The sequence below is a fragment of the Niabella agricola genome, from assembly GCF_021538615.1.
Taxonomy (GTDB): Bacteria; Bacteroidota; Bacteroidia; order Chitinophagales; family Chitinophagaceae; genus Niabella; species Niabella agricola.
This window is the reverse complement of the sequence record NZ_JAJHIZ010000003.1, coordinates 1304241-1330736: the sequence shown is the minus strand read 5'-3', so window position 1 is coordinate 1330736 and position 26496 is coordinate 1304241. Positions and strand designations below refer to the sequence as shown.

The window sequence follows — 26496 nt, the reverse complement described above, 5'->3', positions numbered from 1 at the left end:
CCTGCTATTGTTTTTGTTAAAGAAAGATTTAGTATCAATAACGGCGCTTATTATGCCCGGGGGCAAAGTCTCTTGCTGATTGTGCACCGTAGTATTTTTTTGCCTGGCCCGGAGGCATCTGCTTGTAATACCGCTGTCCGTGCCCATAATAACCATTGGACGGATAATAAACATCAGCACAGGAGCTGAATATAATCGATAAAAACAATATGATCAGCAGGCTTGCTGCTCCGGATTTAGCGACGCTTGTTGTTTTCATGTTGGGGATTTTAACGGCCTATGAATCAAAATTTGTACCAACAGTCGAGCCACCCGGTAGGGGTGGCGACTATTGGACCATTTTAAAGCTTATGAATCATACGCTTATCCTTTAATAATAATGTACCCGTTTGTGCTGCCGGTGATAACGGTAATATTTTTTTGCGTGCCCGGGCGGCATATGCCGGTGATGCCGGTAACGATAGTGATGCCGGTACACGGGGTATGATCTGCCTTCATAATACCGGCTCCGGTGCGCTACGGGATAATAAGCCACCACTACAGGGCGGCCGTGCCGGTAACTTTTTCTGTAATGTTTTGTATAATTTTTTTCATACCGGTAGTGCTGGGCTTCCGATTTCGAGATGCCCACTACCAGCAGTACAAATGCCAACAGGGCTAGTTTCACTTTCATAACATTTTTTAATTGGGTTGCTTGATTAAAAAGTCGTCACTTATATGACGTTTACAAAGCGCTAACGGCTGTTAATGAAAATTAAATATTCTGATATCGGGGTAGGTTTCAAAATCCAGCGGCAATCTCCGGAGGGATTATTCGATATGCCGCGTTACACGCAGATGGATCACCGGGGGAAGCAACAGCAGCCTGTTGTAATGCGCATGCAATGGGCTTCCATAGATGCGAAGGTGTTCTAGCTATATGATTGTGCGATCCGGGCTATATTCAGGCTGCGTGCGGACGCATTAAATATTTCGCGATAGGTTCCGTTAAGTGCCACAAGTTGTTCATGCGTGCCCCGTTCTACCACACGACCCTGTTTTAATACGTAAATAATATCAGCATCAACGATCTGTGAAATCGAATGCGAGATGATGACCACTGTCCTGTTTTGTTTGATCGCATCCAGGCTGTTTTTGATTTGTTCGGTGGCGATCGCGTCCAGGCTGGCAGTGGGTTCATCTAAAAAAATGATTGGAGGATCCTTCAGGAACAGCCGGGCAATAGCAATGCGTTGTTGCTGGCCGCCACTCAGCGCTTGTGCGTCACTTTCATATTGTAGCGGCAACTCTATGATCTGGTCGTGCAGGCTGGCTTTTTGTGCAGCGGCAATGATCGCTTCCTTTGTGGCATCCATTTTCCCATAACGGATATTGTCTTCAATAGAGCCTTTAAAAATATGGTTCTTTTGCAGCACCAGCCCGATTTCAGTCCTCAATGCCTGGTTATTGTATGCATCCAGGTTCACGCCGTCTAACATGATGGCGCCACTGTCCGGTTCATAAAATTTGTTGAGAAGGTTGAGGATGGTACTTTTTCCGGCGCCGCTCAACCCGACCAGCGCAGTGGTTTTTCCGCCGTCTATTGTTAAGGTTACATCGTGCAGGGCCCTGGTGCCATTGGGGTAAGTGAAATTTACCTGCTGCATCGCAAAGTTGCCCTTTGTCACTTCTTCTTTATAAGTACCGGATTTTTCGGTAGCGTCTTCGGCATCCAGTATCTGAAAATAGGCTTCGGCATAAATAAAGGCATCGTTTACCTCATCGTAAATACGGTGCAGCTGGCGGATGGGGGCCGATACGTTATTGAAGAGCATGATATGCAGCATGATGGCGCCGATGCTGATCTGGTGCCCCAGTACGAGGTAGGTAGTCAGGATAATGATGAGCACCACCCCGATCTGTTCAATAAAGGATTTGATCCCGTCGTAACGGAAATTGGTCTTGCGGGTGTACAGTTGATCCCGGGTGAGCTGATCCTGAATTTCGAGCTGTTTTTTTTCTTCATAAGGCTCGCGCACAAAACTTTTGATCACCGTTACGGATTCAATAAGGTTCAGCAGTCCGTTATTCTTGTTTTCCCGCCCCCTGCGCAGTTGCCGCCGTACGCCCTGCAGCTTTTGCGCCTGCCGGCTGCTTACATAAAAGTATGCGGGGAGGATGACCGTTGCTACCAGTCCTACTTTTACATTGGCCACGTACATAATCACCAGGGCGAGGATGGCGTTGGAGAACAGGGGCAGGATATCGATAAAAAAGTTTTGTACCAGCCGGGTCAAACTTTCCACACCCCGGTCGATCCTGGTTTGCAGGCGGCCGGACTGATTTTCCGGTGCTGCATAAAAGGCCATGCCATAGGTGAGTATCTTTCTGATGGCAGCTTCTGAAAGAAGATTGCTGACATTGATCCGGATCTTTTCACCATAGAATTTCTGCCCGAACTGAATAAAGATATTTATCAGTTCCTTGGTAAAGAGAATAATGGAAATATACAACAGGAGGCGTAATCCTTCCTGCATGGGATCAGGTTGCTGCAAAAGTGCGTCTACATGATCTACGGTATATTTCAGGATGAGTGGGTTTACCTGCGCTGCAAGTGATCCGATCAACGTAAGTGCCAGTGTTCCGAAGATCATGGTGCGGTAGGGTCTCACGAAGGGCCAGAGCTGTGTTACAATATGGGCGAGATTGAGCGTTTTTGTAAAGGGTTTGGACATGGACGTTTTGAATGGGGAATGGTGAATGCTATGATTTGGGCACAGCAGCTGAATGGAGCGTCGCAAGATCGCTGCCCTATGCACTGTCGGCCGGTAAAAAAAAGTCCGGTTTACCGTTATGCACAGTGAACCGGATTTTTAGACGCCGAAAAAATTAAAAACGTTCGATGATACCTGCAATACCCTGTCCGCCTCCCACACAGGCCGTTACCATACCATACTTTTTGTGCAAACGCTTCAGGTCACCAAGTACCTGGATGGTGAGTTTGCAGCCGGTGCAACCCAGGGGATGTCCCAGGGCGATGGCTCCTCCGTTGATGTTGACAATATCAGGATTCAGGCCGGCCTCCCGGATCACTGCCAGGGATTGTGCTCCAAAGGCTTCATTTAATTCGATGAGGTCGATATCGTTTAGCGCAAGGCCGGCACGGCTTAAGGCTTTAGGGATAGCCGCTACCGGTCCGATGCCCATAATACGCGGATGTACCCCGGCCACGGCGCTGGCTACCAGCCGGCCAATGGGTTGCAGCTGTAGCTCCTGCATCATTTTTTCACTCATCACCACCACGAAGGCTGCGCCATCGCTGGTTTGTGAAGAATTGCCCGCTGTAACCACCCCGTTAGCAGCAAAAACCGGCTTTAGCTTTTGCAAGGCTTCCATGGAAGTATCTGCACGGGGGCCTTCGTCTGTATCTACCACAAATTTCTTTACCTGCCGTTTCCCCTTAGGATCTACATATACCTCTTCCACTTCTACAGGAAGGATGCCTTCTTTAAAATATCCGTTCCGGATGGCGTTAATGGCTTTCTGGTGCGATTGATAGCTGAACGCATCTGCATCTTCACGGCTGATATGAAACTCCTTGGAAACGGCTTCTGCAGTTAAACCCATGTTGAGGTAATAGTCCGGTTCATCACTGGCAATAGAATAAGAGGGCACGGTTTTCCATCCGGATGCCGGTACCAGGCTCATGCTTTCGGTACCGCCGGCAATAATGCAATCGGCCTGGCCGGTGCGGATCTTGGCCGTGGCCATGGCAATGGTTTCGAGTCCTGAGGCGCAATACCGGTTGATGGTGGCCCCCGGTACTTCGATGCCCAGGGCGCGGGCGGAGATAATGCGTCCTACCTGTAACCCCTGTTCTGCTTCGGGCACGGCATTCCCTACCAGCACATCGTCAACCCGGTTGGCCTCCAGCTGCGGCAGGGAAGCCATCAGGCCTTTGATAACGGTGATGGCAAGGTCGTCCGGACGGTAAAAGCGGAACCCGCCTTTTTTAGCTTTACCAACTGCAGTGCGGTAGCCGGCAACAATATATGCTTCTTGCATGGCATGTGTTTTTAATGATAACAAAAAATAGTTGTTTATGCAACTTATTTAATCAAATATACTCATTTTTTCAAACATGCCAGTACGCATTTACATGACTGCGGTATTTTATTTTTTTCTGCAATTTTTTTTGACATTTTGCGACTTTTTGCTGTTTTCCTGTTTATCTTTAGGAATAAATTAACGGTTGTGTTAAAGAAAGAACGACAAGCATATATTCTCCACCGCCTGGATCTGCACAACAAGGTGCTGAGTGCCAAGCTTTGTGTAGACATGAATGTGTCTGAAGACACGGTTCGAAGGGATTTGCAGGAGCTGGCGGAAGCGGGCCGGCTCATAAAAGTGCATGGCGGTGCACTGTCGCTGGCCTTTAATGAAGTTCATTTTAACAGCAGTCCGGTGTACTCGCAAACGCAGAAGGCGGTGATAGCGCAGAAAGTGATCGGGTTGATCAAGGACAATATGTATGTGCTTACGAGTGGGGGAACAACCATCATCGAGATGGCCAAACGGCTTCCGCCGCAACTGCGGGCTACATTTATTACAGGGAGCATCCCGGTATTGAACGCTTATATCGCGCATCCCAATATCAATGTGGTGGTGGTGGGCGATAAGGTAAATAAAGAGTCCAAGATCACGGTAGGAGCCAGTGCCATCGCCAAGATTAAAGAAGTAAACGCCGATCTGTGCATCCTGGGTACGAATGCCATTGATTTGCGCCGGGGTATAACAGACAGCGACTGGGAGGTGGTAGAATTGAAAAGAGCAATGGTGGCCACTGCCGCCAAAACGGTTTGTTTAACCATTGCAGAAAAATTGAACTCATTTGAGGCACTGCAGGTGTGTGAACTGAAACAGATCGATTACCTGGTTACTGAACTGGATCCGGATCATGAGTTGCTGCAGCCTTACGTAAGGGCCGGGATAACGGTATTGTAAATTCATAATGTAAAAAATCCATAATGAGAAATTATTATTTTAACAGGTGCGTCCTGCTTGTTATGTTGCTTTGTTTTTCCCTGCTGGGCAGCGCTCAGACGAAAACCATAACGGGAACGGTAAGTTCTGCCGAAGGCACGCCATTGCAGGGTGTGACGGTGAACGCCGGAGGAACGGCTGTGATGACAGACGAATCGGGGGGGTATAAGATTCAGGCCCGGGAAGGATCGAGCCTTGTTTTTTCTTTTGTAGGGTATCTCAGCCAGACTGTTACAGTGGGTAAGGAAAATACCATTTCGGTTGTGCTGCAGGCCGGGCAATCCAGTCTGGATGAGGTCGTTGTAGTAGGGTATGGCACTCAAAAGAAAGGAAACCTGACAGGAGCCGTATCAACTGTAGACCTGAATAAATCGCTTTCTAGCAGACCCATCGCAGATGTAGGGAGGGCATTGCAGGGCGCTGCATCGGGTCTTAGTATAATTGTTCCCAGCGGCGAAGTGGGTTCTGATCCGCTCATTAAAATAAGGGGGCAAATCGGGTCTTTGAATGGAGGCAGTGCACCATTGATCCTTTTGGATAATGTCGAAATTCCAAGTATTCAGGTAGTGAACCCCACGGATATAGAATCCATTACGGTATTAAAAGACGCAGCTTCTGCATCCATTTATGGAGCAAAGGCTGCCTTTGGCGTAATACTTATTACTACCAAGAAAGGATCCGGCACCGGAAAGCCTATTGTTTATTATACCAATAATTTCAGCTGGCAAAATGTGTGGAAAGATCTGAAAATGGCTGATGTGGATGGCTTGCGGTATACGGTAGATGCCGCAGAACGTATCGGAACTTTTACGCCCGTAGGTGCTTTTTATTATGTAGATAGAGCTAGTTATGAAAAAGCGGTGGAATGGAAAAATAAGTACGGCGGAAGTATTGGTCCGGATGATCCTACGGTTTTTGGCCGCGACTGGTATGTACAGGGAGCGAATAATCAAAAAATGGGTGTCAGAACATATGATCCCTATGATTATATGGTAAGAGAATGGGCTCCGACATCGCAGCATAATTTATCTATTGGTGCAAGAACAGAGAAGATTTCGTACAACATAGGACTTGGTACTTTAAATCAAAGTGGTATGCTGAAACCAGCTAAGCTGGATGATTTCAAACGGGATAATGCATCCCTGCGGATATCAGGAAAAATCAATGATTATGTAACCGTTCGTGCCGGGGCAATTTACTCTGCAAGGAATAAGCAATATGCTTATGCCACCAACTCTACCACTGCAGATCCCTGGCTCTACCTGTACCGGTGGAGCTCTTTATATCCGCTTGGCAAAGATGAGAATGGAGATCCCATTCGCAGTCCCGAAAGTGAAATAGCTGCAGCCAACACAGCGAACATAATGACTAAGTACATGAATTTTAATCTGGGCGCAACGGTGCATCTTATGAAAAACTGGAGGTTTGACTTTGACTACACATATACCGACCAGAATGAAACCTGGAAAAGACCCGGTACCCGGTTTACGGCCCGTAACTCGTGGGTAGCGCCAAGGGCAAGGCTGGATGCCGGAGGCAACCCTGTATATGTGAACAGCGAAGGAAAAGTGGTGGCCGCCAGTGATCCGGGGGCCATTAAGGCCTTTGATCTTTCGCTGGAAACCTATACCGCTCCGGGTTCCAATCCGGATCATTTCGCCCGCACTGTAACCAATTTTTACAGCAGCACGATTAACGCCTATACAACCTATAACTGGAAACCACAGGCTGATCATAATTTTAAATTTATACTGGGGGTGAACCGGGTAGCAGGTACAACGGAATGGCAGTCTTCACAAATAAATAACCTGTCCAATATTCAAAATCCCCAATTTCCCTTCGGTACGGGTACAGAAACAGTTGCCGGGGATAAAACCTGGGAAGCACAGCTGGGTTATTTTGGTCGCATCAACTATGCATTCAGAAATAAATATTTACTGGAAGGAAACCTGCGCTACGACGGATCTTCAAAATTTCCTTCTGATCTGTGGTGGCGGTGGTACCCTTCATTTTCCGCAGGTTGGGTAGCCACTGAGGAATCCTTTATGGATTGGGCAAAACCTGTGCTGAGCTTCTTAAAAATCAGGGGTTCATGGGGTACTATCGGGGATCAGACCGTACCGAATAATTTATACCTTCCCATTATGCCCAGTGGAAAGTCAACCTGGGTAAATGCCGTTGGGGCCAGGGTTCCCTATGTGGGATCTCCTGTAGCAATCGACCCCAATATCTACTGGCAGAATATTGTAAGTTCAAATATTGGGTTTGATATGGGATTCCTGGAAAATAAGGTCAATGTTTCTTTTGACCTGTTTAAAAGAAATACGGAAGATATGATTGTGCCGCTGGAAGGCATCCCGTTCACTTTTGGTGCTACTCCGCCGCTAGGTAATTATGGTTCATTGAGTACAAAAGGCTGGGAACTGACAGTAGATTTCAATCACCGGTTTAAGAACGGGCTCGGTCTTAACCTGAGAGGAAATATTTCAGATGCCCGGACGGTCCTTACGGGAATCGGAACAGGACAGCAGGTAAACGGCAATTACAATGGAAAAGATATTGGAGAAATTTGGGGCTACCGTACCGACAGGCTTTACCAAAACGAAGATTTTGAACTGGATGGCAATGGTAAACCGATATTGATCACACTTACTTCGAACGAAAGCTCGCTGTATGCAGGAAAAAAAGCATATAAGCTAAAGCCTGGACCTAATGGAGAAAAGCCGGTGTATCAACCCTACTTGCAAAATTCAGATAACTTCTTTTTTGGACCTGGCGATGTGAAATTCCGGGACGTCAATGGTGATGGTGAAATAAATGATGGTAAAGGATCATTGAAAGATCACGGTGATTTGCAGGTGATCGGAAACTCCACTCCGCGTTACGAATGGGGTGCGTGGGTAGGGCTGGATTATAAAGGTGTTGACATCAGTGCTTTCTTCCAGGGTGTTGGTAAGCGCGAGATATGGGGGGTAGGCTTCCTGACCACTCCCGGATTCAACGCCAGCGACGGCGCCATGCCCCAGGCTATTGCGGGTAATTACTGGAGACCTGATAATACAGGGGCCTTTTATCCTGCTGCTTATAATAATGCCGGCAGCAATAACGCAAATAACATGCAGGTGCAGGACCGGTACCTGTTGAATATGGCGTACACCAGGCTGAAAAATCTTACCCTGGGGTATACCATACCGGAAAGAGTGACAAAACGGGTTTGGGTGACCTCACTGAGGGTATATGGAGCCCTGGAGAACTTCTTTACATGGGATCACCTGGGCGATCTGCCTATCGATCCAGAAAGTATCAGCGGTTACTCCATGTGGAACTCAAGCAACTATAACTCAGGCCGTACCGGAACCGGTGTTCCGGCATTTAAATCTGTTTCATTCGGACTTCAACTGATTTTTTAAATATTGCAATTATGAAATACTTATATAGTATCGCCATCTGTTTAGCTTTTTTGTCTTGTAATAAAGAGGTGCTGAACAGGCCGCCCCTTACCAATTATATGGATGATAAATACTGGCGCAGTGAAGATGATGTTCGCATGTATGTAAACACCTATTATCCCAACTATTTTAACGGGTATAATACTTCGTTTACAGTTGACTATACCCCTGTAAGGGGATATACATTCAACGATGACCTGACAAAAAAGAACGTACAGACCAACTTCGAAAGTACCATTCCCAATTCAAGAGGTTCGTATTCGGAAGGAGCTGAATGGCTGCAAAACTATGGTGGGCCAACATGGGATTTTGCCTGGGTACGGAAATCAAATGTGTTGCTTGACCGGCTGGATAATGTTGTGAAACCAAAGATCTCTGATGAGGCATACAAACACTGGGCCGCGGTAGGCCGGTTCTTTAGAGGATTTGAGTACAGTCGTCTGGTAAGTGTATTTGGGAAAGTGCCTTATTATGATAAGGTGATTGCGCAAAGTGACATGGATGCGCTTTATAAAGACCGGGATGACCGTGGTATGGTCATGGACAAAGTGTATGATGATTTTAAATATGCGCTGGCCAACATGCGTGAGAATGATGGTGCCCAGCTTTTAAATAAGTATGTTGCAGCGGCCTTTATTTCGAGGCTGATGCTTTTTGAAGGTACATTTGAGCATTACCATGGAATTGATGAAGCCAGGGCAAAAAAATACCTGGAATTTGCTGTGGAGGCTGCCGGAATAGTAATGGGTAACCCCGCATACAAGTTCACCAGTGATTTCAAAGCATTGTTTTCATCGGATAACCTTGCCGGAAATCCAGAAGTGATCCTCTACCGGTCTTATGATGCAGCACAGAATATTACCCATGCTATCGGCTCTTATCAAAACGGAACAGAAGTGGTGGGGGTAGATGCCAACCTTGTGCTTATAAAGTCGTTTATTCTGAATGATGGCCAGGTGTGGCAAAATTCCCTTTTGCCAAATGCCAATAGCTTTTCCATTGCTGATTTGATAAAGACCCGTGATCCGCGTTTTGAAGCCTCATTCTTTGACAAGCCATTGGGTAGTTCGGCTACACTTTTATATGGCTTTAAGTTCGCATCCCGCGAAGCGCTCACTTATTTGGGTAAACCTTATCCACCAGCCTGGGGTAGCAATACCAATACCAGCGACGCTCCTGTTATACGGTTGGCTGAAGTGGTGCTGAACTGGGTAGAAGCAAAAGCCGAGTTGGCGGAGCATTTTGGAGGCCCGGCCGTAACCCAGGATGATATTGACAAATCCATCAATGCGATCCGTGACCGTCCGCTGGACGGCGCCGCTATTGCCAAGGGTATTCAAAAAACAAAGCACCTGATGTTGTCGTCGCTGCCTGCTGACCCGGCAAGAGATGCCGATGTGTCGCCCTTGCTTTGGGAAATACGCCGTGAAAGAAGGATGGAGTTTGTGTTCGAATTTGCAAGGTTGATGGATTTGAAAAGATGGAAGAAAATTCAGTATATGGATTTCAGCAGGAACCCGGATTATTTCCTTGGACCATGGGTAAACGTAAAAGCGGAGATTCCTTCAGCGCTTAGCGCCACAACGGTTAATAAAGCAAGGGTTAAGAAGGCCGATGGAACTGTTGTTACATATAATGGAAACAATGCTGCAGATATGATCGGATATTGGATGGTTGAAAATGCATCAAACAGGAACGCTTTTACGGACAAAGTATATATGTCGCCTTTAGGTACATCGCAGATCCAGGAATATGAGTCCAGAGGGTATAAATTATCACAAACAACAGGATGGTAAGATAGAAAAGTAAACTTAAAACTTTCATACTTACCGCCGCTTCTTCGCGAGCAGAATTGCATGAATTTGCAGGTTTTTTATAGAAGCTGCTTGTTTTAATGGTTTTTTTTACATATCTTTAACAGGGTTTATAGAAAATTGACAAAATACCAGAATTATTGACATTGGGAGGACATTAGTCAGCTGCTTGATTTGTGTGCAGGGAGCCATTTTTATGTAAGTTTTCCGGAAAGTATCCGGAGAAGTAAACCTTTACAATTGTGCTGATATTCTTTTGAGCCTCCTGCAGAAGATCTGATTTACGATAAAAATTAAAATAGACGGACAATTATGAGAAAGTGCGCTTTACCGGGGATGGTATTGTTCATCCTTTTCTTTACGCTTCCTTATTGGGTTGTCGGGCAAACAAAAGCCGTTATTGGAAAAGTATCCGATGAAGAGGGAAAGCCGATGCCTGGAGTTACGATTGCGATAAAAGGAACTGCAAGAGCAACGGTTACTAAGGAGGATGGAACATTTTCAATAGACGCAGCACCTGGGCAGGATCTTGTGGTGAGTTATGTTGGATTTACATCACAAACGATCAAGGCCGGCAGCAGTGCAGTTGCAAATATTCAATTAGTAAAGGGCAAAAGTGATTTGGATGAGGTGATTGTAACTGCATACGGAAATAGGCAGAATAAAAGGGGATTGTCCTACCAGGCTCAACAGTTAAACGGGGATGAAATTGCCGGAACCCAGCGTGATAATTGGATTAATGGTTTAATTGGCCGTGTGGCAGGAGCTAATATCACCCCCTCTTCTGGTGCTCCTGGTGCTTCAACGACCATTGTGTTGAGAGGCCCCGTTTCGCTGGGAGGCAATAACCAACCGCTGTTTGTGGTTGATGGTGTGCCTTATGATAATCAGACCGTGAACCAGGATAACCTGATCGGAAATGCGAATGCCGCTAACCGTAATAATGATTACGGAAACAGGGCGGCGGATATTAACCCCAGCGATATCGAGACCATTACTGTATTAAAAGGGCCCGAAGCCTCTGCGTTATATGGCTCGGAGGGGGCATCTGGTGCAATTGTTATTACAACAAAAAAGGGAAAAGCGGGCCGTGCGGTTGTAAGTTATGACAATAGCTTCCGGATTGAAAAAATTTACAGACTTCCTGAAATTCAGCAGGTGTATACGAGAGGTTTGAATGGTATTTCCGATGATGCCGCAACAGGGAATCCTTTTAGCAGCGGAACGGTTTACGCCTATTTTGGAGATAAATTTCCTGTTGGAACAAAATTATATGATAATGTTAGGGCATTTTTCAGAACCGGACGGTCTCAACGCCACAACATCAATATGGATGGGGGAACAAACGTAGCTACTTACCGGTTGTCCTTAAGTTATAGAGATCAGGACGGAGTGATTCCAATGACCGGAGAGGATCAGATTTCGGCGAAACTTACCGGAGGTTTAACCATATCGCCCAAAATGAAACTTGTAACTTCCATTGCATATACCAAACTAACTACTGATAAGGCTACAAAAGGCGCTGGGGGATATTTGTACAACCTTATAAACTTTCCCTCTGATATTGATGTAACAGACTGGATCAATCCCGACGGTACCAGAAAATTATATAGAACCGGAAACGCCAGTCTGACTGCGGAGTTTGATAATCCGTTTTGGGATGTGAATAAAAATAAATCGCAGGATAAGCTGGACAGGACTTCGCTCACAGCAAATTATACCTATAATATTGCAAAATGGCTAACGTTGTTAAATAACTTTGGTGTGGATTATTATGGGCAGACGGGCTATAGTGCTGTGCATCCCTTGTCGCGTTTTGGATTCTCCCTGAATGGTACGTATTCTTTATATGAGCAAACAACAAGAAACGTTAGTAATAATACCACATTAAATGCAACTAAAACATTCGGAAAGATCAGTAGCGGTTTTCTCGCCGGGATGGCATTTGATGATCGCAGGACGAGAATCGAATCGCAAAAAGGAGAGCGTTTCTATGAAAGGGATTTTTATTCAATTCTGAATACTGATCCAGTCAGTAGAGATGCGAAAACGGTATACAATGTGGAACGGTTAGTGCGATGGTTTGGTAATTTTTCTATTGATTATGCTAAACTCTTTTATGTGTCCCTGGCAGGTTCCAGGGAGGGGAATTCAAAACTGGTATCCAGAGCTGTGGATAAGGATCCGTATTATAATTTTGGATCGGCTTCTTCGAGTCTTATCTTTTCTGATATTGGAAATGTTAAGGCAAAGCTCCCCTGGCTCACTTTTGGAAAATTAAGGGTCTCATACGGTACCACGGGTAAGGGGCCATACCGCCCCTATGTTATTGACAATAGCTTTGATGGACAAATCAGTACTGGTGGAGGATTTGCCTATAAACTCGACGCTGGTAACAATTATGCGTTGCGTCCGGAGTTTACCAAGAACTTTGAGTTTGGCGGGGAGATCAGGTTATTCAAGGATCGCGTGTCGCTAGATGTGACCCGGTACGATTTAAGAAGCAAAGATCAGATTATTCCGGCACGCTACTCTTATGGAAGCGGGTTTGCAATACGTTTTATAAATGGAGGTTTGGTGTCTAATAAAGGATTTGAAGCCATTCTTGATGTAAAGGCAATCCGGGCAAAAGATTTTAACTGGAATATAACTGCCAATTTTGACAGGAACCGTGGCAAGGTACTGGAAATGCCCGGAGACCTACCTACCTATTATGACTCGGATACCTGGGTGTTTGGCGATCTTCGTTCTCAAATGTTTGTGGGAGCCAGCCCATACAATTTAGCCGGCCGTACCGTGGTAAAAAATAATAATGGAGATGTGGTGGTAAGCGCATCAACGGGATTGCCAACCCGCACCGCCGATTTTCAGCAGGTAGGAGACCGGCAGGTCGATTTTAAAGTAGGACTTATCAATAACTTTAATTATAAAAACTTTAACCTGTCGTTTAATATTGAGTTTAGAAGAGGGGGAGATGTTTGGAACGGTATGGAGTACTATTTATATCTGACCGGGCTGAGCAAAAGAACGCTGAGCCGCGAGCAACCGATTATTATTAAAGGTGTACTGAATGATGGATTGCAGAACAGTACCACACCGACGCCTAATACTATTGTAATCGTGCCATTTAACAGGGATGATTATTATACATCAGCGAATGCTTCATCGGAAGCTGATTTTATCGAAAATGTAAACTGGATGCGTTTGCGTGATGCGACATTAGCCTATAATCTTCCGGGTCACGTGTTAGCGCGAACTAAGTTTATATCCTCTGCTTCCCTTTTTGTAACAGGAACGGAATTGTTTATGATTACCAATTATACGGGGATGGATCCAAGTGTCAACGCAAATAATGCTTCCAGTAGAGGTGCTGGAGGCGTAGGAATTGATTTTGGCGCACTCAGCATGCCAAGAGGCGTTAATTTCGGACTAAGAGTTAGATTTTAATGAATTAAAAAAGGAACAATGAAAAAGAGTTTTTTATACATATTCTTATTTACAGTTCTTGCAGGGGTGTTTGGATGTAAAAAGTTTCTGGATGTAAATACAAACCCGGTTGTGCCACAGTTTCCTAATGTATCGGCCGTTTTTCCTACACAGATAGCTGCCTATCCCAGAGGACTGCAATGGGACGGAAGATATGCAAGCCGGTATATACAGAACTTCGGTTCATACACAACAAACGCTACAAATGTCAATTGGGATCGTATGGGTTATGTGGGAGCAAGTGATGCGAATGGTGATATCTGGCGTCAGGCTTATATTGGTTTCGGACGGAACCTTAAATATATTATAGAAACAGGCATAAAAAATCAGCAATGGGATTATGTAGGCGCCGCTTTGGCTATGCAGGCGGCGATTTATCAATATACTACAGATTATCATGGCGATATTATATTTTCGGAAGCGTTTAGGGACAATCAAACAGCCTTTAGATTTGATGATCAGGAAACAGTTTACAAGGGAATTGATTCGATCTGCAGATTGGCGATTATATATCTTAACAACACTAATTATAGCCCTACACAGGATCGGCTGGCTAAGGGCGACTATGTATACAATGGTAATGTAAGCAAGTGGCTGAAATATACTTATGGTATTTTGGCGCGTAATTTTCATCGGATTTCCAACAAAGCATCTTATAACCCGGATTCTGTGATTTATTACTGTGATAAGTCGCTTGCAACTACGGATGATGATTTTCTTGTAGCCTTTGACGCAACCCGGAATGATGATGCCAATTTTTTTGGAACCTACCGCAATAATCTTGCAGATCACCGGCAATCCAATTTTATTGTACGGCTTTTGGATGGAACTACCCTGGCAAATACCCCGGCAAGCGCGGTAACTGCCTATAACAGAGATCCCCGGATGCGCCATATGCTGTCGGCCAGTCATGACACAACGAATGGGAATGGAGGTTACAGGGGTGTCGATCCGGGAATTGGGGATCCCTATAACGGATTATCAAATTGGTGGACTTATGCGGTGGGCTCTACAAGCTACAATAATGCGCGGAAAAAAGTGGCTTCCGTTTGGGGTGACACTACATATGCCAACCCTTCTGCTAGTGTATTTTCCACAAGCTATCAAAAATATTTATTCGGCAATAAGGCTGTAATGCCAGTGATGACTGCATCAGAGATTCAATTTATGAAATCTGAAGCAGCTTATAAGAAGGGTGATAAAGCAACCGCATACACGGCCTATTTGAATGGAATCAATCTTCACTTTGATTTTATCAACCGGCCCAGCTTTCCCCGGGGGAATACATCGTTATTTACCAATAACCCGATAACCCAGGCGGAGCGAACCGCTTATATAACGGGGAACAATGTAAGACAAAACCCCGCCACCCTCAGGCTGTCTGATATAATGCTGCAAAAGTATATTGCTCTCTGGGGCTGGGGATTTTTTGAAACCTGGGTGGATCTTAGAAGGTATCATTATACCGATATCGATCCGGAAACGGGACTTCAGGTTTATACAGGTTTTGCGTTGCCGTCCACATTGGCATCCACAAACAATGGCAAACCCGTTTACCGCGTTCGCCCCAGATACAATTCGGAATATATATGGAATATGGAAGAACTAAGAAGATTAGGTGGGTTAAATGATGACTATCATACGTATGAATGCTGGTTCAGTCAACCGTAGTTTTGAACCTATTAAATGTGTTTATAATGAAATATTTTAAATTTTTTGGGATATCTCTGGCTGTTTTTTTAGGGGCGCTGGCTTCTTGTAAAAAAAATACGTTTAGTGAAACTGAACGGTCAAGCCCCGAAGGAAAAGCACTGGTTAAATTTGGTTTCTTCAGCATGTACCCAACAAGTACTCCACTTACTGTATACCAAAATAATACAAAACTAAGTGTGTCGGCCGCCAGTCCCTACGGCTACCCCGGCGGAGGATTTAATACGGGAGGTAATAGCTATGCTGATTATCTGGCAATTGATCCCGGCAATGTTAAATTTGATGTAGCAATCGTATATCCTAATATCAACTTCGTGCAACGCTGGATTTATGATACTACGATGCTGCTCGGCGCAAATAAAAAATACACGATATTAATGGCAGATACTGCAGTATCAACTACATCGCTCTTGTTGGAAGACGACTTTCCTGCTGTGTTGGATTCGGGGTACGCGCTATTCAGAATTGGTAACTTAATTCCCAATTCCGGCAGTTTGGATTTTTATAAAAACGATAGCCTGATAGCCTCAAACGTCGCATATAAGTCTACTACACCGCTTATCAAACTGCCGGCGTCTCTTGCCGACACATTTGCCATACGCCCGGCGGGTGCTCCTAGTGGTCCGGCAATAACGGCAACTGCTTATTACAGACTTGCTACAAATACGAATAAAAGAATCTATACGATGGTGTCAAGAGGATACCTAGGCAGTACTACTCCCAGAAATCCTACAATATCACTGATCATAAACAAATAAAGATTTTATGATGAAAAATAGTATCGCAAAAATATTTTGTACTGGCATTGTAGTCATGATCCTATTGTTGTCTTCCTGCAAAAAAGAGGACACTGTTCCTGCAACTGTACATAATATGGATGAAGTGATCAATACAAATCCTGAGTTTTCCATGTTCGCGTATGCGGTCAAGAAAGCGAATCTTGATATATTTACAAAAGGCGGAGGGCCTTTTACTTTTTTCATTCCGGACAATAATGCATTTTCGGAAATTGGTCTTAAAACCACAGCTGATATAGATAAGCTAGATCCTTTATTTCTTGCCTTACTAACAACGTATCATTTTCAGGGAACAAAAAGAACATTTTATGAAATACCTGAAGGTCCTAACGCTACTATGAGTACGCAAACAGGCGTAGTACAATATGGTACTCGTAATGTGAAAAGCGATAAAGCTTATATTAATGGAATTGAGTTGTTGGATAAAGGAACGCAGACTTCAAATGGATTGTATTACAATGTTGGTGAGGTTATTCAGCCGCCATACTTCAGCTCTGCTCTTGTAATGATGGAGGCCCTGGGCAATTATAGCTTAATGTTGCAAGCTATCGCTAAAACGTCGACTACTACCAGTTTTACAACTACGCCGTCTACTGTATTCGCTATTCCAAATTCAGTGATGCTGGCAAATGGATATGATTCTACTGCTATTGCCAATATTACCGGGGCAGCGGCTACTGTCTTAACCAATACATTGAGATATCATGTGATACCACAGCGGATATTCAAAAGTGATTTTAAACCAGGAAGTGTACTGACCCGCTATTCATCTAATAGTGTCGTAATCGAGGGAGCCGTTGGTAGTTTTACTATTAAAGGGAAAAACAACGCATCCGGCGTGCCAGTTGGAAATGGCATAGCCACAGGTAGCGGCGTATTTTACGCTATCTCACAGATGTTGAAGCCTTGATCCGATTGCCGGCGATTGGTCATGCTTTTATTAGGCTGTGCTTCCTGTTAATAAGCATCTACGTTTGTCATCAATGGCTGGGGTTAGAATCTCACTTAGTGGGAGAAATGATCTGAGTGCTGTTGATAATCGTTTATATCCTATCCAAACAACCATTCCACATCTTCCTGCGCCAGGTTTTTGATAAAGCCCTCATCGGTAGAAATAAGGTCGGCAGAAAGTTGCTTTTTACGTTGTTGCAATTGCAGGATCTTTTCTTCAATGGTATCCTTGCAGATGAGCTTGTAAGCAAATACGTTTTTGGTTTGTCCGATCCGGTGGGTGCGGTCGATGGCCTGCTGTTGTACGGCTTCATTCCACCAGGGGTCGAATAGAAATACATAGTCGGCGGCAGTTAAGGTAATACCTGCATTCCCTGCCTTCAAACTGATCAGGAACAGTCCGGTGGTATTGCCTTCTTCCTGGAATGCCTTTACCATTTCCATGCGCTGGGCAGCCGGCGTTTGGCCATCAAAATGGTAGTAGCTGATGTACCGTCGTTTGCAGACGTCGGCAATCAGGTTCAATACCCCGGTGAACTGTGAAAAGATCAGTACTTTGTGCCGGGGAAGCACCAATTCCAGTTCCTCAAAAAGCCGCTCCATTTTTACCGATGCATCTTTATCACCGGCGGCTTCCGGCAGCAGCTGCGGCGCGTTGCAAACCTGGCGTAGCTTTAAAATACCCTGAAGTACATCCAACTTGGCTTTGGCCATTCCCTTTTTCTCAATATCCAGGAAAAGGCTGCTGCGGATCTGTTCCTTAATATTGTCATACAGGGCGCGTTGTGCGTCATCCATTTCGCACCACAATGTGATCTCTGTTTTTTCAGGAAGATCGGGCGCTACCTGTTCCTTGGTTCGCCGCAATACGAAAGGGGCAATAAGTTTTTGCAGCAGTTGTTTCTTTGCCTCATCCCCGTTGCGGTCGATCGGGTCTGCATATTCCCGTTTAAAGAATTCCCTGGTGCCCAGCAAGCCCGGAAGGGCCGTGTGGAGCTGTGCATAAAGATCAAAGGTGTTATTTACAACGGGTGTACCACTAAGCGTGAAACAATAAACAGACCGGATGTCTCCAACAGCCCGGGTGATTTTGGCAACGGGGTTTTTTATGTTCTGGCTTTCGTCAATGAAAACGCAGAGATAGGATTGCGTACAAAGTTGTGCTGCTTCGGTGCGGAAGGTGCCATAGCTGGTGATCAGCACCTGTTGAGCCGGGTTGCCGATCACCGAGGCATCACGCTGCGGACCATGAAACACCGTAACGGACAAACCCGGCGCAAATTTTTTTAATTCCTGCTCCCAATTATAAATCAATGATGCGGGGCATACGACCAGGTTCTGCATGCCCGGTCTGTTCTCAATAGCACGGGCTAAAAAGGAGATGGACTGTAAGGTTTTTCCCAATCCCATATCGTCTGCCAGGCAGCCACCGGCACCGGCATCCGCCATCAGGCACATCCATTCGTAACCTTTTTGCTGATAAGGACGGAGCGTGGCCTGCAAAGCGGAAGGCAGGGGGTACACCTGTGCGTCGCCCTGCCATTGCTGCCATTGCCGCCACCAGGTTTCCGCATTCTTATTCACAAATACGGAAGTATCATCACCGGGTTCCTGCATGGAAAAACAAAGCCATCGGGCAATGGTTAGTTCCTGCTTATGAATCTTTGCATGCTTTACTAGGGTGGCATATTGTTTCATCCATCCTTCATTCAATAATCCCAGCGTACCGCCTTTGAGCAGCACGGTGCTCTGGCCTGCCCATAATATTTTCTGCAGTTCCTGCAGCGGAACATTTTCCTTTCCAAAACGTACCGTAAAACGGCAGGTGAGCTGGTTGTCTTTTTCCTGTAGCCATTCAATATCAGTTTCCGGAAGGTGCGAAGCGTACCGGAAATGCCGCAGCATGTCCATACCCTTCAGGTCTACGCCCGATAATAGCAACTGGTGGTATATTTTGGGAAACCACTGCCGCTTTTGTGCTTCGGCAAAGGGTAGGTAATAATAGCCTTTATGCTGATCCGGAAAGCGCGGGTGAAGCGACTCCAGCAAGGCTTTTAGCTCCTGCTCCTGTGCCTGGTTACGGCGGATAATGATGCGCACTCCGTTTTGGCGAATCTCGGTTTCCGGCTCCCATGGGTTCTCTACGGTATAACCATCATAGGTCCACTGAGGCGTTAACATTAAAAAAGTATCGCTCAGTTCGCTCAGCAGCACGGAGGGGATGGGAGGCATCTCGATGGTCTGGCATTCCTGGAGTACATCGGATTTTACAGGATACCGTTCTTCAATTTTTAAAAGGACGGGTCGAAGCACGTCAGCAGCAGCCGGGTGAAAGGCAGCCTCCTTTTCGAGCTCATCAAGGATTTGCTGATCTGCAAGCGGCATCAGGAAGTATTCCTCGTTCCTTCTTAAAAAAAAATGCTGGCGTTCCAGGCTTTTCAGCGGATGATCGGTTCCGTCAATTTCCGCAATGGCATGGAGGCAATAGCCACCTGCAGATTCAATGACTTCAAATTTTAAATAAGGACGCCGGTCGCTGATGCGACAGGGACCGGTGATCCAGCGTTCGCCAGGTCCTTTATAGCTATGATACCATTTAAGCGTATCAAACCAGGGCTTTACCTGCCGGAAAAGATCATAGTGATGTTTGACCAGCGCTTTCTCCTGGAAATCGCGATAGGCAAGCGGACTGTTCTGAACTTCAAAGTACTGTTTGATGGCAGCTACGGTCTTCGATAAATGGCTTTCGCCAAAGGCCGATAACGCCTTGATAAGTGGGTCCGGCAAACGGCCAAAATGCCCCACAACCGACCGGGAGTCGATCGTAGCTTTTTCGTAAGCGGGTGGTTTACTGCTTTTATCTACCGAAAGGATCTGCAGCAGTCCCTGCCTTTCTCCCGCTTTATGTGCAGTGAGTAATATTGCTGTAGTGCGTTGCGCCGTCATAGTTGTTGATATAGGGCCGCGCAAGATAGGTAAAACCCTTCGTTTTTTCTTTTAAAGTTTGCGGCCTTATGTCCCGGTCTGCAACAGGCGGAAGCGGTAACCCTAGTTTATTTTTGCATCTACAACCCCTCCAGAAAACTTTCGCTGATATACCTGCCCACGTCGGTAAGATTTTTCGTTTGCTCAAACAGGGCCAGCTGGCGATCAGCCCCGGTGCCGCGCTCCAGGATCTTATGCACATGTTCAATACGGTGCCGGCTGCCCAGATGATCGATTACGGGGTCAAGGAAATCCAGCAACTCGTAGATCAGGGCACGGGTATTTACTTCCTCTTCTTTTCCAAAATCGATCAGGTATCCGTCGATACCATAGCGGCTGGCCCGCCATTTATTTTCATTAATAAGGGGGCGCGAGTATTGAATGAAATTCAGATTTTTGCTGCGCAGCATATAGATCCTGGCGCAAACTGCCTGGAACAGGGCCGCAATGGTAATGGTTTCGTCTACTGTCATGGGGATATCACAAATGCGGAATTCCACGGTGTTGAAAAAGGGATGAACCCGCAGATCCCACCATATTTTCTTTGCATTATCGATGCAATTGGTTTTGATCAGCATTTTCACATAGTTGTCGTAGGCCTCAATGCTTTCAAAGGCATCCGGGATGCCGGTACGGGGAAACTTGTCAAACACCTTGGTGCGATACGATTTATAGCCGGTGGTCCTTCCCTCCCAGAAAGGTGAGTTCGTGCTCAAGGCAAAAATGTGAGGCAGGAAGTACCTTGTGGAGTTGGCAATATGATTGGCCAGTTCCCGGCTTTCCATACCTACATGTACATGCAGTCCAAAGATGAGATTACTGCGCGCCGCTTCCTGTAATTCGGCAACGATTTCGTTGTACCGGATGTGATCGGTGATCAGCTGTTTTTCCCAGTGACTGAAAGGGTGGGTGCCCGATGCACCAAGGGTAAGATCAAGGGTGCCGGCGATATCCGATATGGTCTTACGCAGGAGCGCCACGTCGTTATAAGCTTCGTCAATGTCCTGGCATATATCCGTGCCAACCTCTACCACCGCCTGGTGCATCTCTGCTTTTACCTTATCCTTAATGATCTTTTGGCCCTCCTGTACGATCTTTTGCTCATGACTTTTTAATTCAAAGGTCTGGTTGTCTAAAACCATGTATTCCTCTTCCACGCCGAGCGTGAATGTTTTATAATTGATGCTCATTTTTATTAATGTGAAATGTGATGATCTGAAGACTTGGAAATGAATGAAGCGCTTGTAATTGTAGCATACCGCCGGCAAGTACCCCTATTGATGATCTTCAGATTTTCAAATTCATTTCCCTGCACTTCTCTTTACATATTCTCCCCAGGTCAGGTTATCGCCTCCGTTGTTACCCAACGCTTTCTCGATAGCATAGTTCGCTGCGGTTTCCACCACCCATTCAAAATTTTCAGCGCCCACGCTCTTTATGTCCGCGTCCGGGGCGGGGTTACAGAAATCGATCGCATAGGGCACGCCATTCCGCAATGCCAGTTCTACGGTGTTAAAATCGTAGCCCAGGTGCCTGTTTATTTTCAGCACAATATCTGTCATCTCCTGCAGCTTTTCTGCGGTTGGCGTAAAATCGGCTACATAACGCAGGTGGTGCGGGTTGCGGGGCTCATAGGGCATAATGCGCACGTGTTTTCCTCCGATGCAATAACAACGGTAATATTCTTCAAAAACAATTTCTTCCTGCAACAGCATTACCAACTGACCCGTTTCCCGGTGCTTTTCAAAAAACTCCTCCTTGTCATGTAGTTTGTACACATTTTTCCAGCCGCCTCCGGCAAAAGGTTTCATATAGGCGGGAAAACCTACTTCCCGGAAAATCCCTTCCCAATCGAGTGGATAGGCAAGGTTGCTGAACGATTCGTCGGAGGTATCATCCGGCCGGTCATGCGAAGGGAGGATCGCCGTTTTGGGCACGGGAATGCCGATCTGCGTCATCAGGCAATTGTTGAAATATTTATCATCAGCGCTCCACCAGAAAGGATTGTTGATCACCGCCGTACCCGTTACCGCGGCATTCTTCAGCCAGGTACGATAAAACGGTACATCCTGGCTGATGCGGTCAATAATAACTGCGTAGCCTGAGGGCTGGCCTTGCAGCGCCTTGTCAATACGCACAGGTTCTGCCACGATTCCGTCGATACCTTTGCTATTAACCCGCTGCACAAATGCTTCAGGGAAAGAGCGTTCCTTTCCAAATAGAATTCCGATTTTTTTCATTTTCTTATTGTTTATTGCTCTGCATCGCAGAACCGGTTTGATGATCAATGGCCTTGCTGTAGCCGGGCCGTATCTGTAAATGGTGATAGGGAACAGGGTGGAAGATCCACGGTATTTTATGGTTATCGCATACTTTTTTGATTTTACATGATATCAAAGCCCGGCAAAGGACAAAAGCAGTTCCCGGTGAACCTGGTTTTGTACCGCTTTTTTTCAGGCTCCATATTTGTTTTGTTTAATTTAAGACTGAATTTAAGTTATTCTCTAATTCCTCACAAAAAATTATTGGACGGCTTAATATTTCGGCACTGGATTAGGGTATTTTACTACTTTTGGGCGAATGAATATGGTAAAGGAACTGGACTATTTAACAGAGCGGGCAACCGTTTTATCTGCGTTTCTGAAGAGAGGAGTAACTGTCGATTTTTACCTCCCAACCGGGGTAGATGACCTGTCTGGCCTTAGCCTGTTGATGATCAATGATGGTCAGGACCTGCCCGTGATGGGGCTGCAGCAATTACTGAGCGGGTTATATGCTAATGGTTTGATTTCTCCGGTTCTTTGTGTGGGCATTACCGCCGGGCCAGATCGGAAACGGGAATATGGGGTAGCGGCGGAAGCAGATTATCTGGGCCGGGGCGACCTGGCTACAGCATATACCCGTTTTGTTCTTGAAGAACTGATTCCCTATATCCTGGATAAATACCATGTGCGGGACTTTAAAGAGCGGGCGTTCGCCGGCTTCTCGTTGGGCGGGCTGAGCGCGCTGGACATAGTATGGAACCACCCGGAAGTGTTTTCAAAAACGGGGATTTTTTCCGGATCACTCTGGTGGCGGAGCAAAGATCAGGAAGATGCGACCTATGACGATGACCGGGATCGCATCATGCAGCAGCAGATTCGCCACGGGATCTACAAACCGGGATTAAAGTTCTTTTTGCAATGCGGCCTGATGGATGAAGCGCATGACCGCAATAACAATGGCGTCATTGATGCAGTGGACGATACCCGTGATATTGTAAAAGAATTAATGAAAAAAGGCTACAGACCGGAAGACGTGTCCTACCTGGAGCTGGACGATGGCAGGCATGATGTGGCCACCTGGGGAAAAGCCATGCCGGTATTTCTAAAATGGGGATGGGGAAGATAAGAATGTAAAATGAGGAATATTAAATTTAAAATGTAAAAGTGAGGAATTCCGTTACTGTTCAATAATCGCACTTCCGTAAAAGATCATAAGATCCGGGAATAGAGCAACTCACGTCAGGCAGAAACGAAAATCAACCTGAAACCTGAAACTTTAAACAGCATTCAGCCTTCAATCTTAAACTTCAAACCTGAAACAGTTCCCATGTCCAATCATCTCATAAACGAAACGAGTCCCTATTTACTGCAACATGCGCATAACCCGGTAGATTGGTACCCCTGGGGCGCGGAAGCGTTGCAAAAGGCAATAGCAGAAGATAAACCGATATTAGTAAGTATTGGCTACGCCGCCTGTCATTGGTGCCATGTAATGGAGCGCGAGAGTTTTGAAGATTCGGCAACAGCCGCATTGATGAACGCACATTTTATCAATATAAAGATCGATCGGGAGGAGCGGCCAGACCTGGATCATATTTATATGGACGCTGTTCAAACGATGACGGGCAGCGGCGGCTGGCCGCTGAATGTATTTTTAACACCCGGTAAAAAACCTTTTTACGGAGGTACTTATTATCCTCCTCAGGCCTATGCAAACCGTCCTTCCTGGAAAGACGTATTGGAGGCCGTGGCAACGGCCTTTAAGCAAAAAAGACCCGAGATCGAAAAACAGGCGGAAAATCTGACCCGGTATTTGGTGGAGGCCAATGCCTTGGGGATCCAGGATGCGGGAGCCATAAGGTTTACGACTGACGATGTGGATGCCGCCTGCTCCAATATCCTGAAACAGGCGGACACCAACTGGGGCGGTTTTGGGCGGGCACCTAAATTTCCGCAAACGCAAACCATCCGCTACCTGTTGTATTACGCAACCCAGGAAGCCACACGCCCCGAAAGTTTTGCAGCAAGGGCGAGGGCGCAGGCCCTGCTGAGCCTGGATAAGATGATGGAAGGCGGGATCTACGACCAGGTAGGAGGCGGCTTTGCCCGGTATGCAACCGATACCGAATGGCTGGTACCGCATTTTGAAAAAATGCTGTATGACAATGCGCTGCTGGTAACCACGCTTTGCGAAGCTTACCAGGTAACCGGTGCAGAGCGATATAAAATCTGTGTGGAGCAAACGCTTGCCTTTGTTGAACGGGAACTGGAGCACCCGCTGGGCGGTTTTTATGCCGCCCTGGATGCCGATAGTGAAGGTGTTGAAGGAAAGTTCTATGTATGGAACAAGCGTGAAATTGAGCAAACGCTTGGAGACGAAGCGCTGCCATTTGCCGTTTACTATGATATCACCGAAGGAGGAAACTGGGAAGGAAAAAATATACCCCGGATATTGCAACCGAAGGAACAGGTAGCGGAGGCACAGGGAATAACGGTGCAGGAGCTGGATATCCTATTGGAGCATGGGCGCTCTTTGCTGTTGCAGGAACGTTCTAAAAGGGTGGGTCCGGGCCTGGATGATAAAGTAATACTGGGTTGGAACGCATTGATGAATATCGCGTATAGCAAGGCCTTTGAGATAACCGGAAATGAAGCGTACAGGGTAAAGGCTGTTGAGGGTATGCAATTTCTCCTGGACGCTTTTGAAGCGGAGGACGGACGCTTTTTACACGTATGGAAGGAGGGAGTTGCCAAATACCCGGCATTCCTGGATGATTATGCTTTTTTAATAGAAGCTTTGCTGCAACTCTATCGCATTACAACAGACCCGAACTGGCTGCTGCAAGCAAATGCGATCTGTGAAATTGTTCAGACTGATTTTGCCGAAGAAGATACCGGCTATTTTTATTATACGCCCCGTGATCAGGAAGATGTGATCCTCCGCAAGAAAGAAGTGTACGATGGGGCAACACCCTCTGGCAATGCGGTAATGGCCAGGAACCTGCTGACATTGGCCCTTTTGTTTAATAAGCCGGAATGGCAGTTGCAGGGCGAACGGATGATCGCCCAACTGAGCAATGCCATACTTAAGTATCCCACCTCCTTTGGTGCCTGGATGCTTGACTTTTATCTTGTGCACAAAGGGTTCAAAGAAATCGTGCTGCTGGGCGATTATGAAAAAGCCCACCAGGTATTGTTGAGCCGGTTGCTGCCGAACAGCATCATTATGGCAGCCACTGAAGCGGATGACCGTTTTCCGATGCTGTCCGGTAAAGAAGCCGGAAACCCGCTGCTGATCTATCTTTGCGAAAACTACGCCTGCCAAAGACCGGTTCAGACCTTAAACGAATTATCGCCACTGATCAATGTAAATGACCATGGACTCATATAAACTGTTTTACCTGCTGCTGGGTTGTACACCTCCGGGGAGGCATACAGAGCAGCATGATATTTTTTTTGGTATCGGAAAAGAACTTGCTGAACTTATTCCGGATATACAGGCATTTTGGCCGGAGGCCAGGGGGAAAATCCATATCGATGCCTGGCGCGAGGTAACCGCTGTTGATGGGTACCGGATCCGTGTAGAGGAGCGCGCGCCAAGGGGGGCACAACCCGAACAATTATTTTTTATTAATCTCGGGGGATACCTGCCGGGAAACTTTGAGGAGCATCACCATAAACTGATAACAGTAGCGGCTAACATGGGCGCTGCCGTTCAGCGGGCAAAGCAAACGGCTTTTTATAAAGATTACAATGCAGCAGCAAAGGCGGTTAGTCATATAGACAACAAGTACGGTGTCGATATTGATGATGTATTCAATGTGGAAGACATCTTATCCACGCATCAGAAAGAGCAGTTTATGCTCACGATTACAAAAGAAGAAGGATTGAGCGAAGATCCGGTAGATATAGGCTACCTGAAGCTGGATCAACTGCGCGATGAGTTGATTTAAAATGGATTGAGGCATTGATGCGCAGTTAATCGATGCCCGGCCATCGCCCTGGTTGCCTGCCGCTC

General features: G+C 46.2%; 18 protein-coding genes. 11 read left to right on the top strand and 7 right to left on the bottom strand.

Going from position 1 to position 26496, the window contains the following annotated elements; all coding sequences use genetic code 11:
• Positions 1 to 34 precede the first annotated feature (34 nt).
• Both LL912_RS10920 and LL912_RS10915 read right to left on the bottom strand, forming a co-directional pair.
• Positions 35 to 259: a hypothetical protein gene (locus LL912_RS10920; RefSeq protein WP_235553612.1), complete on the bottom strand. Its 225-nt coding sequence runs from the start codon at positions 257 to 259 to the stop codon at positions 35 to 37.
• 111 nt (positions 260 to 370) lie between these two features.
• Positions 371 to 673, bottom strand: coding sequence for a hypothetical protein (locus LL912_RS10915; RefSeq protein WP_235553611.1), 303 nt, complete (start codon positions 671 to 673; stop codon positions 371 to 373).
• 74 nt (positions 674 to 747) lie between these two features.
• Here LL912_RS10915 and LL912_RS10910 point away from each other — a divergent pair, with 74 nt between their 5' ends.
• The gene (locus LL912_RS10910; RefSeq protein ID WP_235553610.1) at positions 748 to 915 is read left to right on the top strand and encodes a hypothetical protein; all 168 of its coding nucleotides are present in this window, start codon (positions 748 to 750) and stop codon (positions 913 to 915) included.
• Here LL912_RS10910 and LL912_RS10905 read toward each other — a convergent pair.
• Both LL912_RS10905 and LL912_RS10900 read right to left on the bottom strand, forming a co-directional pair.
• Entirely contained in the window at positions 912 to 2714 is a 1803-nt protein-coding gene (locus LL912_RS10905; protein WP_235553609.1) for an ABC transporter ATP-binding protein, read from the bottom strand. The two genes, LL912_RS10910 and LL912_RS10905, sit on opposite strands and share 4 nt — an antisense overlap.
• Positions 2715 to 2868: 154 nt before the next feature.
• The gene (locus LL912_RS10900) at positions 2869 to 4044 is read right to left on the bottom strand and encodes an acetyl-CoA C-acyltransferase (RefSeq protein WP_235553608.1); all 1176 of its coding nucleotides are present in this window, start codon (positions 4042 to 4044) and stop codon (positions 2869 to 2871) included.
• Between the two features lie 189 nt (positions 4045 to 4233).
• Between LL912_RS10900 and LL912_RS10895 the strand changes: the two genes are divergently transcribed.
• The 7 genes from LL912_RS10895 to LL912_RS10865 all read left to right on the top strand — a co-directional run bounded on the left by LL912_RS10895 (position 4234) and on the right by LL912_RS10865 (position 17188).
• Entirely contained in the window at positions 4234 to 4983 is a 750-nt protein-coding gene (locus LL912_RS10895) for a DeoR/GlpR family DNA-binding transcription regulator (RefSeq protein WP_235553607.1), read from the top strand.
• A 23-nt stretch (positions 4984 to 5006) separates the two neighbouring features.
• Positions 5007 to 8432, top strand: coding sequence for a SusC/RagA family TonB-linked outer membrane protein (locus LL912_RS10890; protein ID WP_235553606.1), 3426 nt, complete (start codon positions 5007 to 5009; stop codon positions 8430 to 8432).
• Positions 8433 to 8443: 11 nt separating this feature from the next.
• Entirely contained in the window at positions 8444 to 10267 is a 1824-nt protein-coding gene (locus LL912_RS10885; protein ID WP_235553605.1) for a RagB/SusD family nutrient uptake outer membrane protein, read from the top strand.
• 330 nt (positions 10268 to 10597) lie between these two features.
• Entirely contained in the window at positions 10598 to 13732 is a 3135-nt protein-coding gene (locus LL912_RS10880; RefSeq protein WP_235553604.1) for a SusC/RagA family TonB-linked outer membrane protein, read from the top strand.
• Positions 13733 to 13750: 18 nt separating this feature from the next.
• Positions 13751 to 15442: a SusD/RagB family nutrient-binding outer membrane lipoprotein gene (locus tag LL912_RS10875; protein WP_235553603.1), complete on the top strand. Its 1692-nt coding sequence runs from the start codon at positions 13751 to 13753 to the stop codon at positions 15440 to 15442.
• 26 nt (positions 15443 to 15468) lie between these two features.
• Complete coding sequence (locus LL912_RS10870) at positions 15469 to 16239, top strand: DUF4397 domain-containing protein (RefSeq protein ID WP_235553602.1); 771 nt, start codon at positions 15469 to 15471, stop codon at positions 16237 to 16239.
• 7 nt (positions 16240 to 16246) lie between these two features.
• A complete protein-coding gene (locus LL912_RS10865; RefSeq protein ID WP_235553601.1) occupies positions 16247 to 17188 on the top strand; it encodes a fasciclin domain-containing protein in 942 nt (313 codons plus the stop codon).
• A gap of 140 nt (positions 17189 to 17328) precedes the next feature.
• On the opposite strand, the gene LL912_RS10860 is transcribed toward LL912_RS10865, so the two are convergent.
• From LL912_RS10860 to LL912_RS10850, 3 genes are all read right to left on the bottom strand, one after another.
• Positions 17329 to 20175 carry a DEAD/DEAH box helicase gene (locus tag LL912_RS10860; protein ID WP_235553600.1) on the bottom strand — a complete coding sequence of 949 codons (2847 nt, stop codon included), beginning with the start codon at positions 20173 to 20175 and terminating at the stop codon, positions 17329 to 17331.
• A gap of 119 nt (positions 20176 to 20294) precedes the next feature.
• Positions 20295 to 21404 (bottom strand): carboxylate-amine ligase, encoded by a 1110-nt coding sequence (locus LL912_RS10855; protein WP_235553599.1) that lies wholly within the window; start codon positions 21402 to 21404, stop codon positions 20295 to 20297.
• A gap of 111 nt (positions 21405 to 21515) precedes the next feature.
• Positions 21516 to 22454, bottom strand: a complete 939-nt coding sequence (locus LL912_RS10850; protein ID WP_235553598.1) for an ATP-grasp domain-containing protein — start codon at positions 22452 to 22454, stop codon at positions 21516 to 21518.
• 340 nt (positions 22455 to 22794) lie between these two features.
• Here LL912_RS10850 and LL912_RS10845 point away from each other — a divergent pair, with 340 nt between their 5' ends.
• From LL912_RS10845 to LL912_RS10835, 3 genes are all read left to right on the top strand, one after another.
• Complete coding sequence (locus tag LL912_RS10845; RefSeq protein ID WP_235553597.1) at positions 22795 to 23604, top strand: alpha/beta hydrolase; 810 nt, start codon at positions 22795 to 22797, stop codon at positions 23602 to 23604.
• A gap of 201 nt (positions 23605 to 23805) precedes the next feature.
• Entirely contained in the window at positions 23806 to 25869 is a 2064-nt protein-coding gene (locus tag LL912_RS10840; protein WP_235553596.1) for a thioredoxin domain-containing protein, read from the top strand.
• Positions 25856 to 26431 (top strand): DUF1543 domain-containing protein, encoded by a 576-nt coding sequence (locus tag LL912_RS10835; protein ID WP_235553595.1) that lies wholly within the window; start codon positions 25856 to 25858, stop codon positions 26429 to 26431. The genes LL912_RS10840 and LL912_RS10835 overlap by 14 nt, the downstream gene beginning before the upstream one ends.
• Positions 26432 to 26496: the final 65 nt, after the last annotated feature.